Here is a 14,408-nt window from a genome sequence, read left to right as displayed (position 1 = left end):
GCTCAGGCGACGCCGTCGCGCGCGGGGCGGCGGAAGCGGCGGTAGAGGACCGCGCCGCCCAGCATCATGCCCAGGGCGGTCGGCACACCGATTCCGAGCAGGCCGTCGGCGGCGCCGGTCTCGGCCAGCGGCGTGGTGGCGGTCTCGATCACCGGAGCGGGTTGCGGCCCCTGGGGCGCCGTGGGGGCGGGACCGTCGGTCAGTGGCGGCGTGGCCGGCTCGTCGCCCTTCGGGGGCTTCTGCGGCGTCACCGGCGTCTTGCTGCCCCCGTTGCCGGAGGTGTTGCTGGAGGCGTTGCCGAAGGCGGGGTTGAGGATGCCGACGAGGCTGACCGAGTTCCCGCTGACGTTGACGGGCAGATCGACGGGCAGCTGGATCCCATTGCCGGAGATCACCCCGGGGGAACCCTTCGCGACGCCTTCCGCCGTGGCACCGCCGCCGCTGCCGCCGCCGGCGTGCGGCGTGCCCGGCTTGTCCTTGTGCGCGGCGCCACCGCCGCCCTTGTTCGCGCACGTGTTGCCCGCCGCGGGGTTGAGCAGCCCGACCACATTGACCGTGTTCCCACAGATGTTGACCGGGACGTCCACCGGCAGCTGCACGGTATTGCCGGAGACGAGCCCCGGCGAATCGGCCGCAACGCCGGCCGCGTCCGAGTCGGCGTGCGCATAACCCGCCGCCAGAGCGAGCGCGCCACCCGTGACCATCAGTGTGGCCAGACCACTTCGGCGAGTGTGCCTCATGGCTTCCTGCCTTCCGGAGAATTTCACGGGCACCCGCCCGCACCGGAATTAACGCGTTACAGCCAAGTCGGTTATGACGCAGCCGCCATTCACCCCATCGAGTGGCGCTGTAATCGAACCCTCACAGGTCCTCTACGCCTTGCACGCCTGAATGCGCCGTCCTGTCCCGTACACCACCGATCCGGGTGAATCTTCCGCCCGTTGCCCACCCTCCCCGTTCAGCGCCCCAGCAAGCCGGCCAGTGCGCCGACCGGGTCGGCGTCGGGGGTACCGCGGGGCCACCAGTCCTCGCGGTCCGGGTCCGACTCGTAGCCGTACCAGAGGCCGTCGCGGCCGTAGCGGAGTTGGAGGGAGCGGGTGGACAGGCGGTTGCGCCAGGGGCGGAAGTGGGCGAAGTCGGCGGCGATGAGGGCCGGGCGGGCGCGGTCGAAGGGGCCGGCGGGCGGGTCCCAGGGCTCCTCCAGGACGGTGAGACCGGCGATGCCACCCTGGCGCCAGGCGGCCACCGCGCGGGCCAGGTCGGCGGGGGTGCGGTCCAGGGCGGCGGCGAGGTCGCGGTAGAGGGCCCGGGTGGAGGCGGTCAGGCCGGAGCCGGGGTGGGCGGCGGCCAGGCGGACGGCGTCCTGCCAGGGGGTGAGCGCGGCCACCGGGTCGTGGCCGGTCGTCAGGAAGGCGTGGGCGCGGGCCGCCGCCTCGGTGGCGAGCAGTTCGAGGGCCAGGGGGTCGGGGGCGTCCGGGTCCTCCGGGTACATCGGCGGGCGGCCGGGATGGGCCGGCGCGGGCAGCGGAGGCGGGAGAGCGGGCAGCGGGGCGGGCGCGGCGGCGAGGGCCTCGCGGGCGGGGACGGTCGGCATCCGCGGGGGCTGGGCGGTGGTTTCGGCGGCCGACCGGGCGGCGTTGCGGTGGCCGAGCGCGGCGAGGATCTCCTGCTCGCCACGGCCGCGCATCAGGAAGAGGACGAACGGGTCCTCGTCGAGGAGCCGCGCGGCCTGGTAGCAGAGGGCCGCCGCGTGCTTGCAGGGGTAGCCGTGGTCGGGGCAGGAGCAGTCCGGGATCAGGTCCCCCGGGCTGGGCAGCAGGTCCGCGACGGCGGCCAGGGCGTGCGGCACGTCCTTGTCGAGGAGGGCGGCGATGTGGTCGGGGCGGGCCGCGGCCGCGTCCAGGAAGCGTTCCCAGTCCTCGTCGCCGAGGACACGCAGCCGGATCTCCGCGCGGTACGGGCGGGGTCTGCTGCCGTGCACGTAGGCGACGACCCGGCCCGGGGTCACGGTGATCGCGTCGACATGGCCGGTCGCGGCGTAGGCCCTCCCGCGGGCCAGGCGTGCCGGGTCCAGGGCGGTGTCCTCCAGGGCTTCCACCCAGGCGTTGCCCCACCAGGTGGCGGCGAACCTCCCGTCGTCGCTCCGGGCGGGGGCGAGCTGCGGGAAGGTGCGGCGGTGGTCGTCGTGCGGCGGGGCCGGGCGGGGCGCGCCGCTACGGGAGCGGCCGGAGCCGGAGCCGGCGGACGCCGGGCCGGAGTGGGGGCCGGAGCCGGCGGGGCGGTGCGGGGTCATGACGGCCTCCTCAGCGACACGAGGTCGGCCAGCTCGCGGTCGGTGAGCTCCGTCAGCGCCGCCTCTCCCGAGCCGAGGACCGCGTCGGCCAGGGCGCGCTTCGTCCGGAGCATCTCCGCGATGCTGTCTTCCACCGTGCCCTCGGCGATCAGCCGGTGGACCTGGACCGGCTGGGTCTGGCCGATGCGGTAGGCACGGTCCGTGGCCTGCTCCTCGACGGCCGGGTTCCACCAGCGGTCGTAGTGCACGACGTGGCCCGCGCGGGTCAGGTTGAGCCCGGTGCCGGCCGCCTTGAGGGAGAGGACGAACACCGGGACGTCACCGGCCTGGAACCGGTCCACCATCCGCTCCCGTTCGGCCACCGGTGTCCCGCCGTGCAGGAGTTGGGACGGGACGGCTCGGGCGGCCAGGTGCGCGGTGAGCAGCCGCGCCATGGTCACGTACTGGGTGAAGACGAGGACCGACCCGTCCTCGGACAGGATCGTGTCGAGCAGTTCGTCGAGGAGGGACAGTTTTCCGGAGCGGCCGGCCAGCCGTGCCGGGTCCTCCTTCAGGTACTGGGCGGGGTGGTTGCAGATCTGCTTGAGGGACGTCAGCAACTTCATGATCAGGCCGCGGCGGGCGATGCCCTCCGCCGCCTCGATCCGCGCCATCGTCTCCCGTACGACCGCCTCGTAGAGGGTGGCCTGCTCCCGGGTGAGGGCGACGGGGTGATCGGACTCCGTCTTGGGCGGCAGCTCCGGGACGATGCCGGGGTCGGACTTCCTGCGGCGCAGGAGGAAGGGGCGGACCAGTCGCGACAGCCGTTCCACCGCCTCGTCGTTCTCGATCTGTTCGGCGTTCTCGACGGCGCGGGCGTGGCGGGAGCGGAACGCCTTGAGGGGGCCGAGGAGTCCCGGGGTCGTCCAGTCGAGCAGCGCCCACAGCTCGGAGAGGTTGTTCTCGACGGGTGTGCCGGTGAGCGCGACGCGCGCGGGCGCGGGGATGGTGCGCAGCGCCTTCGCGGTGGCGGAGAACGGGTTCTTGACGTGCTGGGCCTCGTCCGCGACGACCATCCCCCACCGCTGGGCGGCCAGTTTCTCGGCGCTGGTGCGCATCGTGCCGTACGTGGTCAGGACGAACCCGCCGTCCAGCCCGTCCAGGGAGCGGTCGGTGCCGTGGAAGCGGCGCACGGGCACACCGGGCGCGAACCGGGTGATCTCGCGCTGCCAGTTGCCGAGGAGGGACGCCGGGCAGACGACGAGGGTGGGCGCGCGGTGGGCGCGGCGCAGGTGGAGGGCGATGAGGGTGACGGTCTTGCCGAGGCCCATGTCGTCGGCGAGGCAGCCGCCGAGGCCGAGGGAGGTCATCAGGTCGAGCCAGGCCAGCCCGCGCAGCTGGTAGTCGCGCAGGGTGGCGTCGAGGCCGGGCGGCTGGGGGACGGCGGCCGGGCCGGCGACGAGCCGGTCGCGCAGTGCCGCGAGCGCGCCGGCGGGGACGGCGTCGACGGTCTCTCCGTCCACCTCGGCGGTGCCGGTGAGCGCGACGGCGAGCGCGTCGGCCGGCTCCAGCAGGCCCAGCTCGCGCTTGCGCGCCTTGCGTACGAGCGCGGGGTCGACGACGACCCACTGGTCGCGCAGCCGCACGATGGGGCGGTGCGCCTCGGCGAGGGCGTCCATCTCGCGCTCGGTCAGCGGGTCGCCGTCCAGGGCCAGCTGCCAGTTGAACCTCAGCAGTCGCTCGCTGTCGAAGAACGCCGTGCCGTCGGTGGCCGAGCCCGGCGCGGGCCGCACGACCGCGGCGGCGGTCAGGGAGCGGGCCAGCTCCCTGGGCCAGTGCACGGTGACGCCCGCCGCGCCGAGCCGGGCGGCGGCGGGACCCAGCAGCTCGTACAGCTCGTCCTCGGTGAGGGTCAGCACATCGGGCACGTCCCGCTCCAGCAGGCGGGCGAGCGGCTGCCATACGCGCGCGGCGCGGCGCAGCGCCAGGACGGCGTCGATCCGGGCGCGGGGTCCGAAGTGCTCGTCGGCGGAGCCGGACCACAGGCCGGCCGCGTCGATCACGAGGGACGGGTCGGCGAGGCTGTGCACCTGGACGAGGGCGGCGGCGGCCTGCCGCTCGCCGCCGCCCTCGTGCGGGGTGTCGAAGAGGTCGTGCGGGGACAGGTCGAGGCGGAGCGAGACCCGGACCCCGGCGTCCATGCCCGCCGCCGCCTCGGCGGCCCAGGCACGCGCGCGGGGCAGGTGCTGCGGGGTGCGGGCCGCGAACGGCGCCCCCGCGGCGAAGGGGGCGGCGGGGGTACGGGGCAGGGTGTCGGCGACCGCGTCGAGGAACGCCCGCACCAGGGCCTCCGGCTCGGGCAGCCTCAGTGGGCGCGGTCCGGGGACGGGTGTGGCGTGGGCCTCGTACGGCATGGCGGCGGCAATGGCCCGCAGGTGGGCGATGTCGTCGGCGTCGAGCGGTCCCGCGCGCCAGGCGTCGAGGTCGTCGGCGGTCAGCCCCGGCAGCAGCCGTCCGCGCGCGGCCAGGTGGAGGGCGTGGAGCGCGGCGGCCCCCCAGGATGCCGCCGCGGGGTGGGCGCCGGGGTCGTGCCGTGCGGCGACGAGGACGGGGAGGGCCTCGCCGACGGGCAGGACGACGGCGGGCACGGTGCGGCTGCGCACCCCGGCGCCGTGCGGCCGTACGACCGTGACGGTGCCGATCCTGGACGCACCGGCGCTGTCCGTGGCTCCGGGCGGGGCGCCGGCGGCGGTGCCGGCTCGGGACGGGCCACGGGTGCCCGGAGCGGCTTCGTACGGGCCGCCGGGGTCGGTGCCGTACCGGTGGGAGCGCGGCTCCGCGACCGGGCCGGGGGCCGCCACGGTGGCCGGGGGCCGGGCGACGCCCCACAGCGCCGGAACGCCCGCCGGGTCCCGCCGGCCCGCTACGCCCGTCACGTCCGCGGGGTCCGTCAGGTGCGCGGGATCCGGCAAGGGGTCGCCCGTCACCGACCAGAAGGCGACGCGGCCGTCGCGGGGCAGCGCGGCGGGGAGGAAGGTCGCCGCGCACAGGGGCGGCAGACGGTGGTGCGTCGGACCGGGGCGCACGGCCGGTCACCTCCCCTCTCGCTGGTCGGGTCCTGGATCATCCCTGACCCACGACCTTACGGGTGGGGTCCGACAATCGGCCCGTACGCCCTCAGCGCACCCCTCTCCACAGCGCCCGCTCCCCTGCCCGCGGGTCCTCGACCAGGCCCGGCGCGATGTCATCGAAGATCATCGTCGCGCGCGCCGCCGGGTCGTACGCCGCCCAGCCCGGGTCGCCGCTCGTCGCGAACGCCACCCACGCCCCGTGCATCGCGTCCGCCACCGCCTGCGGCGGGTCCTCGCCGACCACCGGGGCGTACGTCGGGTCGTCCAGGCGGTCGAAGACGTAGGCCAGCTCGCCGGCGTGGCAGGCGCCGAGCCGCCCGTCGAAGGCGGAGGAGCGCCGGGCGAACTCGTACATGTACGAGCCCGGCACCGATTCGGCGAGCCGGATCGCCGGAATCCGGTAGAACCAGTCCGTCGCCATCGCGTCGAAGATCTCGCCGGGCGCCGCGCCCGGCCGCGCGTCCCGGTAGACGGGCAGGGCCTTGTCCGGGTCGAGCCCGTACGCCTCGGCGGTCGCCCGCAGTTTGGTCTCGGCCAGCCGGTGGAGCCGCCCGGTGGGCACGAGGAACAGCCGGTACTCCTCGCGGTTGCTGCCGATCAGCAGGTCGACGCCGCAGTCGGCTCCCGGGAGGGCGAGCCCGTCGGTGACCGGTTCGAAGGGCATCGCGTTGAGCGCCGCCTCACCCCAGACTGCGGGGTCGGGGCGGGCACCGATCTCACCGCGCAGTTCGGCCTGGGCGGCGAGGAGCCGGTCGAGCGGTACGGCGGCGAAGGCGTCGGCGGCCGGGGCGATGGCCAGCTTCTCAGCGAGCCGGGCGGTGATCCGGCGGGCCGTCTCCGGACGCACGAAGTGGTGGGCGGCGCCGCTCTGCAGGATCGCCCGCCGGAACAGGCCGCGCGCCCGGCCGTCCGCGAGCAGGACGCCGATGGACATCGCTCCGGCCGATTCGCCGAAGACGGTCACCCGGTCCGGGTCGCCCCCGAAGGCGGCGATGTTGTCCCGTATCCACTCCAGAGCGGCCAGTTGGTCGAGCAGGCCCCGGTTGTCGGGCACACCGTCCAGGTGCAGGAAGCCGTCCGTGCCGAGCCGGTAGGCGAGCGACACGAACACCACGCCGTCGCGGGCGAACGTGCCGCCGTCGTACGCGGACGTGGACGCCGACCCGTTGGTGAAGGCGCCCCCGTGCAGCCACACCATGACCGGCAGGCGGGCGCCCGGACCGGGCGAGGGCGTCCACACGTTGAGGTTCAGGCAGTCCTCGCCCGCGATGGTGTCCTCGGGGATGAGGACGTCGAAGGGCGGCGTGTACGGCGCCTTCGGGGGCGTCGGCCCGTGCGCGGTGGCGTCGCGTGTCCCGCCCCACGCGCGCGGTGGAGCGGGCGGGCGGAAACGGAGCCGGCCGAAGGGCGCGGCGGCGTAAGGGATCCCGAGGAACGAGGCCACCTGGCCGTCGGCCGACAGTCTGCCGCGCACCGTGCCCTGCCGCGTCGCGCACACCGCTTCCATCGGTACCCGGCCCCTTCGGTCGACGTCGATGCGCCCAGTGTCGCCCCAGTGTCACCCTGATCGTGTCGAAGGGGTGCGGTGGACCAGTGGCGGACCGGCTTGGGCCCGGCGCCGGGGATCGCGAACAGCAGGGCGGGCAGGGCCTGCGGGACACACACCGGATGTCGGCGCGGTGGCCGAGAAGGGCGTCGGCGGACGGGACGGTGCGGGCGCGGGCGTGAGCGTGGGCGTGGGCCACCGAGGTGGACCGGGCCCGTGCCGGGAACTCATCGCTCCTTCGGCCTCGTTCGTACCCACGTCCGGTCATCCGTCAGATAGGCGTCCACCGCGAGCCCCGCCTGGTCCGCGTACCGCTCGAAGTCCTCCTCGGTCAGCGGCCGGGACAGAAAGGTCTGCGTCCACCGGGCGTCGGGGAAGACGTATTCGGCGAACACCGAGTCCACCCCGTCCCCGACCGGCTCGGCCGAGACGATCCGTACGGTGTATCCGGCCGGGTCCACCCACTCGCGCGGCAACCGGGTGTGCGCGTCCGGGCCTTCACGCTGGATCAGGACGCAGCCGTCGTCCTTGACGTGCCGTCGGCAGGTGGCGAGGAGCGCGTCGCGCACCCGGTGCTCACCCGCGTGCACCAGGAACGACGCGAGCAGCACGACGTCGAACCGCTCCGGCAGGTCGAGCGTCTCGATCGGGCTCCGTACGGTGGTGACGCCCGGGGTGCGGCGCCGGAGCCGCTCCAGCATCTCGGCCGACTCGTCCACGGCGGTGACGGTGAATCCCCGTTCCCCCAGGGGACCGGTCAACCTGCCGGCGCCGCTGCCCAGTTCGAGCAGGGTCCCGCCCGCCGGTGCCGCGGCGGCCACGATGCCGGGCTCCTCCCCCGCGGCCAGCCGGTCGTACAGCTCGACGGAGCAGCCGTCCGGGGTGATCGCGCCCGGACCCGTCCCCTCGTATCCCTTGCGCATCCGTCCTGTCATGACGGAGGAACGACGGGACGGACGCGCCCGTTCCCGTCATCCGCCCGGACGCACGTCAGTTGTGCGGGTACCGCTCCCGGGGGTGCACCGGCTCCCCGTGATCCATGGATGCGGACACGAACTGGAGGCACAGGTCGTCGGCGAGTTCGGCGATCACGCCCTTGCCCTCGGTCGCCGCCAGCCACGCGGCGGGCAGGTGGACGTCACCGTGGTGGGCCCCCAGGAGGTTGCCGCAGATGGACCCGGTGGAGTCGCTGTCGCCCGAGTGGTTGACGGAGAGGAGCAGCGCCTCGGCGACCGATTCCGTGCGTGCCAGGGTGCAGTGGACGGCGATGGCGAGGGCCTCCTCGGCGACCCAGCCCGCGCCCAGGGATTCGACCTTCTCGGCGCTCGGCGACCGGCCGTCGGCGGCCAGGTCGACCGCGGCGCGCAGGGCGGCCGTGGTCTCGTCGTGACCGGGGTACCGCCGCAGGATCTCCAGGGACCGCAGCACGGCGCCCTCCGGGGTGTCCCCCTCCAGCAGGTGCGTGACGATCGCGGCGAGGGCCCCGGCGGCGTAGTAACCCGTCGGGTGGCCGTGCGTGATCTGCGCGCACCGGGCGGCCAGCTCGAACGCGCGCCGGGCGGGAACACCCATCAGGCCGAACGGCGCCGACCGCATGACCGTGCCGCATCCCTTGGAGCCGGGGTTGACGGGCCCGGGCGCGCCGAACGCGCCGAGCGGGTCCGGTACGTGTCCGGCCGCCACGCCGGTCAGGCAGGCGTTGCCGGGTGCCCTGCGCGCGTACAGCCAGGGCTGCTCGCGCAGCCAGCCGGTACGGATGGGGTCGTCGCCGCCGCGCCGGGGCGGGGAGGGGTGGTTCTGGGTGTCCAGCCAGCGCGCGTACGCGTTCCGCACGGCGGCGGTCTCGCCGCCGCCGATGCCCTTGCCGGCCGCCCGCGCCTGCGCCCGGATCAGTCCTTCGACCGTGAACAGGGTCATCTGGGTGTCGTCCGTGACGCGCCCGGTCATCCCTTCCGCGTCCGGCACCGGGCCGGTCACGCCCTGTTCGCCGTACGTCCGGCGGATCGCGCCCAGGGAGAGGAACTCCACCGGGTTGCCCAGGGCGTCACCGATCGCCCCGCCCAACAGGCATCCACGCACCTTGGCACGCCGGACCGGCGTGTCCTCCCACGACTCGTTCACCATGCGGCTCTTCCCCCGCTCGCCTCGTGTCACATGTCGGCCCGCTGTGGGTACCCGGCACAGGGCCAACAGGGGAGCGAGCGTCATGCGCACGGGCAGTGAACCCAGGACCGCACGCAGTCCGCTGCGGCTCCGGTTCTGGCTGAGTCTATGGGGGCTGATCTGGGCGGTCGCCGGCACGGTGGGCTTCGCCCTGGCCGGGCGGCCCGGCTGGGCGGTGGCCTGTGGCGTGCTGTTCGTGGTGGTCACGGCGGACCTGGCGTTCGTCGTGCGGCACATTCGCCAGGGCCCGCACTATCAGCCGGGCCGCGATGTGCCGCCGTACGAGCCTTAGGACCAGGCCGGGGGGGGCGCCGCCTCGGGGGCGGGCGTCAGCGCGCGTCGAAGCGCGCGGCCTCCAGGTACTCCGGCTTCGGGTCGAGCGCGGCGGCCAGGCGGAAGTGGCGCTTGGCCTGCTCGGGCCGGCCGGACCGCTGGAAGGTACGGGCGAGCGCGAAGTGGGCGAACGCGTTGTCCGGCTCCCGCTCCAGGACCAGCTCGAATTCGAGCTCGGCCGGGCGCAGCTGTGCCGCCGCGAAGAAGGCGCGGGCGCGCAGCAGCCGGGCCGCGGTGTTCTCGGGGTGGGCCGCGATCACCGAGTCGAGCAGCTTGACGGCCCCGCGCGGGTCCCGGGCGGCGAGCAGCTGCTCCGCCGCGCGATAGTCGATGACGTGGGTCTCCGGGTTGGTTTCGGGCACGCTCGCATCCTTCCCTTCGCTCCGGCTGTTCAACATCCGGGTCGCGGGCGGTATTCCTGGTGCGGGCCCGTCCCTAGCGGGCGGCGGCCCGCCGGGTCAGCTCCGCCCATACCGTGCGGACCTGCGGCTCCAGCGCCTCGAGGGGTCCGTCGTTGTCGATGACCAGGTCGGCGATGGCCAGCCGCTGCTCGCGGGTCGCCTGGGCGGCCATGCGCGCCCGGGCCTCGGACTCGGTCATTCCGCGCAGCCGTACGAGTCGGTCCAGCTGGGTTCCGGGGGACGCGTCGACGACGACCACGAGGTCGTGGAGGGGCGCGAGGCCGTTCTCGGTGAGCAGCGGTACGTCGTGGACGACCACGGCGTCGGGTCCGGCGGCGGACTGGAGCTCGGCCGAGCGGGCGCGCACCAGCGGGTGGACGATGCCGTTCAGCGTGGCGAGACGGTCGGGGTCGGAGAAGACGATGGCGCCGAGCCGGGGCCGGTCCAGGGTTCCCTCGGGCGTCAGGATGTCGGGTCCGAACGCGTCGACGACGGCGGCGAGCCCGGGCGTGCCGGGCTCGACGACCTCGCGGGCGATCCTGTCGGCGTCGATGAGGAGCGCGCCGTACGAGGCGAGAAGCCGCGACACCTCGCTCTTGCCGGCCCCGATCCCACCGGTCAGCCCCACGGTCAGCATGACCGGCCTCCACCTTTCGCTGTCCCCGCGTGCACGGGGAGCACGTCCCGGCCGCGCTGGTTCGGGGAGCACCTCCCGGCGTCCCATCCGGGCGCGGCGCCGAGCAGCTTATCCAATCGGCCCCGGGCCGCGGTCGGCCGACGTCGCCCTCAGCCCGCGTCGCCCTCGCGCTCCGCCAGGAACCGCTCGAACTGCCGGCCGAGCTCGTCGGCGGACGGGAGCTCCACCGGTTCCGCGACGAGGCTGCCGCGCGTCTCGGCGCCCGCCATGGCGTCGTACTGGTGCTCCAGCCCCTGCACGAGCGCGACGAGCTCCTCGTCGCCCTCACCGATCTGGCGCTCGATCTCGGTCTGGGTGCGCTGGGCCTCGGCGCGCAAGGTGTGCGCGACGCCCGGCAGGACCAGGCCGGTCGCGGCCGTGATCGCCTCCAGGGCGGTGAGCGCGGCGTCGGGGTACGCGGACCGGGCCAGGTAGTGCGGTACGTGGGCGGCGACCCCGAGCACGTCGTGCCCGGCCTCCATCAGCCGGTACTCCAGGAGGGCCTCGGCGCTGCCCGGGACCTGCGCCTCGTCGAACGGGCTGCGGTGCCCGGGCATCAGGTCGATGCGGTTGCCGTGCGGGGTGAGGCCGACCGGGCGGGTGTGCGGGACGCCCATGGGGATGCCGTGGAAGTTGACCGAGAGGCGGACGCCGAGCCGCTCGACGATCTGCCGCACGGCGGCGGCGAACCGCTCCCATTCGACGTCCGGCTCGGGGCCGGACAGCAGCAGGAAGGGCGCGCCGGTGGCGTCCTGCACGAGGCGGACCTCGATGCCGGGCGTGTCGTATCCGGTCCAGCGGTCGCGCCGGAACGTCAGCAGCGGGCGGCGGGCCCGGTAGTCCACAAGCCTGTCGTGGTCGAAGCGGGCCACCACCTGGTGGGGCAGCGATCCCAGGACGTTGGCGACGATCTGCTCGCCGGCCTCGCCCGCGTCGATGTATCCGTCGAAGTGGTAGAGCATGACCAGGCCGGCCGACTCCTGGGCGAGCGCCATGTCGACGACGGCCAGGCCTTTCGGCTCCCATGCGTACAAACCCTGCGGATCAAGCACGATTACCGCTCCTCCTCGTGTCCATAGGGGAGAACGTCACTCGCCGCACAGTGATTCCCACTCCCGGCGAGGCAGTTGGCGCACCTGGTCCAGACCTTGACATGCCCGCGCCCCCCTCCCTACCGTCCCGGGGCAGCACGCGCGTTCAGACACCCGCCCGGCGTACACGTAAGCGAACCCGACGGGAAGGCCCCCTATGCGCACCCGAACGCCGCTCCCCGCCCTGCTGGCCACCCTGCTCACCACCGGCGGCCTCACCCTGCTCACCGCACCGGCCGACGCAGCCCCCACCCACCGGGCCCCGGCCGGCCAAGCCCCCGCCGGCGCCGCCGCGGTCATCGACGTGTCCACCGCCACGCAGCTCACGTCGGCGCTGACCGCCGCCCGCCCCGGCGACACCATCCGCCTCGCCGACGGCACGTACAGGGGCAACTTCAAAGCCACCGCACCCGGCACGCCCTCCGCCCGGATCACCCTTACCGGCTCCTCCAGGGCCGTGCTCACGGCGGGCGGCGGCTACGGGCTCCACCTCAACGGCGCGTCGTACTGGACCGTCCACGGCATCACCGTCACCGGCGGACAGAAGGGGATCATGCTGGACGCGGCGAACGGAGTCGTCATCGACGCCGTCACCGTCCACGGCCTGGACATGGAGGGCGTCCACTTCCGCACCTCCAGCAGCAACGGCGTCATCAAGAACTCCCGCATCCACGACACCGGCAACGACGGCCGTGGCATGGGCGAAGGGATCTATGTCGGCAGCGCCAACACGCTCACGGACAAGAGCGACCACATCCAGATACTGAACAACGTCATCGGCCCGGACGTCGGCGGCGAAAGCATCGACGTCAAGGAGGGCACGACCGGCGCGAGGATCATCGGCAACACCTTCGACGGCCGGGGCATGACCGGCGTCCACTACGACGACTCCTGGGTGGACGTGAAGGGCAACGACGTCCTCGTCGAGAACAACACCGGCCGCGACACCCTCAACAACGGCTTCGAGATCCATACGCAGCAGAGCGGCTGGGGCTGCGGCACGGTCCTCCGCGCGAACAAGGCCGACCTGACCGGCGCCACCGGCGCCCACCGGTATGCGATCCACGCCCCCCACCACTCCTCGTCCTGCCGGACGACGGTGTACGCGGACAACACCCACACGGGCGGTCGCGGCCTGGTCACACCCGGAGTGCCGGTCACGGGCTGGGGAGACGGGAGCGCCACGGCACACGACTGAGGCCCGCCCCCTTCCGGGGACGGGCCTCAGTACCGTACTAACTACCGCTCAGCGGTGAGCCGATCGAGCTCAGCTCTGGCCGCCGGCCAGCTTCTCGCGCAGGGCAGCCAGCGCCTCGTCCGACGCCAGGGCGCCGGAGTTGTCGTCCGACTCCGAGGAGTACGAACCGCCGGACACACCCGCCGGGGCACCGGCCGGAGCGGCGGCGCCACCCTCGGCAGCGGCGGCCTCGTCGGCCTCGCGGGACTTGATGACCTGGGCCTGGTGCTGCTCGAAGCGCTGCTGCGCCTCGGCGTACTGGGTCTCCCACGCCTCGCGCTGGGCCTCGTAGCCCGGCAGCCAGTCGTTGGTCTCCGGGTCGAAGCCCTCGGGGTAGATGTAGTTGCCCTGGTCGTCGTACGACGCGGCCATGCCGTACAGCGTCGGGTCGAACTCGACCGAGGCCGGGTCGGTACCGAAGGACTCGTTGGCCTGCTTCAGCGAGAGGCTGATGCGGCGGCGCTCGAGGTCGATGTCGATGACCTTGACGAAGATCTCGTCGTTGACCTGGACGACCTGCTCCGGGATCTCCACGTGGCGCTCGGCCAGCTCGGAGATGTGGACCAGACCCTCGATGCCCTCGTCCACGCGGACGAACGCGCCGAACGGAACCAGCTTGGTGACCTTACCCGGGACGACCTGACCGATCTGGTGCGTACGGGCGAACTGCTGCCACGGGTCCTCCTGCGTCGCCTTCAGCGACAGGGAGACACGCTCGCGGTCCATGTCGACGTCGAGGACCTCGACGGTGACTTCCTGGCCGACCTCGACAACCTCGGACGGGTGGTCGATGTGCTTCCAGGACAGCTCCGAGACGTGGACGAGACCGTCGACGCCACCCAGGTCCACGAACGCACCGAAGTTGACGATCGAGGAGACGACGCCGGAGCGGACCTGACCCTTCTGCAGGGTCGTGAGGAACGTCTGGCGCACCTCGGACTGGGTCTGCTCGAGCCAGGCGCGGCGGGACAGGACCACGTTGTTGCGGTTCTTGTCCAGCTCGATGATCTTGGCCTCGAGCTCCTTGCCCACGTAGGGCTGGAGGTCGCGGACACGACGCATCTCGACGAGGGAAGCCGGCAGGAAGCCACGGAGGCCGATGTCGAGGATGAGACCACCCTTGACCACCTCGATGACGGTGCCGGTGACGATGCCGTCCTCTTCCTTGATCTTCTCGATGGTGCCCCAGGCCCGCTCGTACTGGGCACGCTTCTTCGAAAGGATCAGGCGGCCTTCCTTGTCCTCCTTCTGGAGAACAAGGGCCTCGATCTCGTCGCCGACCTTGACGACCTCGTTCGGGTCGACGTCGTGCTTGATCGAGAGCTCGCGGCTCGGGATGACACCTTCGGTCTTGTAACCGATGTCGAGCAGGACCTCGTCCCGGTCGACCTTCACGATGACGCCGTCGACGATGTCGCCGTCGTTGAAGTACTTGATCGTCTCGTCGATCGCGGCGAGGAAGGCTTCCTCGTTACCGATGTCGTTGACCGCAACCTGCGGGGTGGTGGCGGTGGTCTCGGTGCTGCTCGTCATGTGGGAAAGGGCTCCGGTACGGACA

12 protein-coding genes are annotated in these 14,408 nt (G+C 73.4%); 2 read left to right on the top strand and 10 right to left on the bottom strand.

All coding sequences use genetic code 11. The annotated features are described in order from the left end of the window. Positions 1–2 precede the first annotated feature (2 nt). The 6 genes from ABZZ38_RS04135 to ABZZ38_RS04110 all read right to left on the bottom strand — a co-directional run bounded on the left by ABZZ38_RS04135 (position 3) and on the right by ABZZ38_RS04110 (position 9,073). Complete coding sequence (locus ABZZ38_RS04135) at positions 3–740, bottom strand: chaplin family protein (protein ID WP_356735510.1); 738 nt, start codon at positions 738–740, stop codon at positions 3–5. 218 nt (positions 741–958) lie between these two features. Continuing rightward, on the bottom strand, positions 959–2,293 hold the full coding sequence (locus ABZZ38_RS04130; protein ID WP_356735508.1) for an SWIM zinc finger family protein: 1,335 nt from the start codon (positions 2,291–2,293) through the stop codon (positions 959–961). Continuing rightward, positions 2,290–5,358 (bottom strand): SNF2-related protein, encoded by a 3,069-nt coding sequence (locus ABZZ38_RS04125; RefSeq protein WP_356735506.1) that lies wholly within the window; start codon positions 5,356–5,358, stop codon positions 2,290–2,292. The genes ABZZ38_RS04130 and ABZZ38_RS04125 overlap by 4 nt, the downstream gene beginning before the upstream one ends. Positions 5,359–5,449: 91 nt before the next feature. After that, positions 5,450–6,910 (bottom strand): carboxylesterase family protein, encoded by a 1,461-nt coding sequence (locus tag ABZZ38_RS04120; RefSeq protein ID WP_356735504.1) that lies wholly within the window; start codon positions 6,908–6,910, stop codon positions 5,450–5,452. A 266-nt stretch (positions 6,911–7,176) separates the two neighbouring features. After that, entirely contained in the window at positions 7,177–7,872 is a 696-nt protein-coding gene (locus tag ABZZ38_RS04115) for a class I SAM-dependent methyltransferase (RefSeq protein WP_356735502.1), read from the bottom strand. Between the two features lie 67 nt (positions 7,873–7,939). Continuing rightward, entirely contained in the window at positions 7,940–9,073 is a 1,134-nt protein-coding gene (locus ABZZ38_RS04110; RefSeq protein WP_356735500.1) for an ADP-ribosylglycohydrolase family protein, read from the bottom strand. 82 nt (positions 9,074–9,155) lie between these two features. Here ABZZ38_RS04110 and ABZZ38_RS04105 point away from each other — a divergent pair, with 82 nt between their 5' ends. Next, the gene (locus ABZZ38_RS04105; RefSeq protein ID WP_356735498.1) at positions 9,156–9,404 is read left to right on the top strand and encodes a DUF6343 family protein; all 249 of its coding nucleotides are present in this window, start codon (positions 9,156–9,158) and stop codon (positions 9,402–9,404) included. A 37-nt stretch (positions 9,405–9,441) separates the two neighbouring features. Here the strand turns inward: ABZZ38_RS04105 and ABZZ38_RS04100 are convergent, their stop codons facing one another. The 3 genes from ABZZ38_RS04100 to ABZZ38_RS04090 form a co-directional block, all read right to left on the bottom strand. After that, entirely contained in the window at positions 9,442–9,807 is a 366-nt protein-coding gene (locus tag ABZZ38_RS04100; protein WP_356735496.1) for a tetratricopeptide repeat protein, read from the bottom strand. A 73-nt stretch (positions 9,808–9,880) separates the two neighbouring features. Next, the gene (coaE, locus tag ABZZ38_RS04095; protein WP_356735494.1) at positions 9,881–10,483 is read right to left on the bottom strand and encodes a dephospho-CoA kinase; all 603 of its coding nucleotides are present in this window, start codon (positions 10,481–10,483) and stop codon (positions 9,881–9,883) included. A gap of 149 nt (positions 10,484–10,632) precedes the next feature. Then, positions 10,633–11,574: a PAC2 family protein gene (locus ABZZ38_RS04090; protein WP_356735492.1), complete on the bottom strand. Its 942-nt coding sequence runs from the start codon at positions 11,572–11,574 to the stop codon at positions 10,633–10,635. 196 nt (positions 11,575–11,770) lie between these two features. On the opposite strand from ABZZ38_RS04090, the gene ABZZ38_RS04085 reads away from it, so the two are divergent. Next, positions 11,771–12,811, top strand: a complete 1,041-nt coding sequence (locus tag ABZZ38_RS04085) for a right-handed parallel beta-helix repeat-containing protein (protein WP_356735490.1) — start codon at positions 11,771–11,773, stop codon at positions 12,809–12,811. A gap of 69 nt (positions 12,812–12,880) precedes the next feature. Here the strand turns inward: ABZZ38_RS04085 and rpsA are convergent, their stop codons facing one another. After that, positions 12,881–14,383 carry a 30S ribosomal protein S1 gene (rpsA, locus tag ABZZ38_RS04080; RefSeq protein ID WP_356735488.1) on the bottom strand — a complete coding sequence of 501 codons (1,503 nt, stop codon included), beginning with the start codon at positions 14,381–14,383 and terminating at the stop codon, positions 12,881–12,883. Positions 14,384–14,408: the final 25 nt, after the last annotated feature.

Source organism: Streptomyces sp. NPDC006368 (genome assembly GCF_040612535.1).
Taxonomy (GTDB): Bacteria; Actinomycetota; Actinomycetes; order Streptomycetales; family Streptomycetaceae; genus Streptomyces.
This window is presented reverse-complemented; position numbering and strand designations above follow the sequence as displayed.

What these genes read in the sequence shown, in the direction of transcription:
- ABZZ38_RS04115 (WP_356735502.1), bottom strand. Translation starts at nt 7,872, where the DNA reads ATGCGCAAGGGATACGAGGGGACGGGTCCGGGCGCGATCACCCCGGAC.
- ABZZ38_RS04130 (WP_356735508.1), bottom strand. Translation starts at nt 2,293, where the DNA reads ATGACCCCGCACCGCCCCGCCGGCTCCGGCCCCCACTCCGGCCCGGCG.
- coaE (WP_356735494.1), bottom strand. Translation starts at nt 10,483, where the DNA reads ATGCTGACCGTGGGGCTGACCGGTGGGATCGGGGCCGGCAAGAGCGAG.
- ABZZ38_RS04135 (WP_356735510.1), bottom strand. Translation starts at nt 740, where the DNA reads ATGAGGCACACTCGCCGAAGTGGTCTGGCCACACTGATGGTCACGGGT.
- ABZZ38_RS04085 (WP_356735490.1), top strand. Translation starts at nt 11,771, where the DNA reads ATGCGCACCCGAACGCCGCTCCCCGCCCTGCTGGCCACCCTGCTCACC.
- ABZZ38_RS04110 (WP_356735500.1), bottom strand. Translation starts at nt 9,073, where the DNA reads ATGGTGAACGAGTCGTGGGAGGACACGCCGGTCCGGCGTGCCAAGGTG.
- rpsA (WP_356735488.1), bottom strand. Translation starts at nt 14,383, where the DNA reads ATGACGAGCAGCACCGAGACCACCGCCACCACCCCGCAGGTTGCGGTC.
- ABZZ38_RS04120 (WP_356735504.1), bottom strand. Translation starts at nt 6,910, where the DNA reads ATGGAAGCGGTGTGCGCGACGCGGCAGGGCACGGTGCGCGGCAGACTG.
- ABZZ38_RS04105 (WP_356735498.1), top strand. Translation starts at nt 9,156, where the DNA reads ATGCGCACGGGCAGTGAACCCAGGACCGCACGCAGTCCGCTGCGGCTC.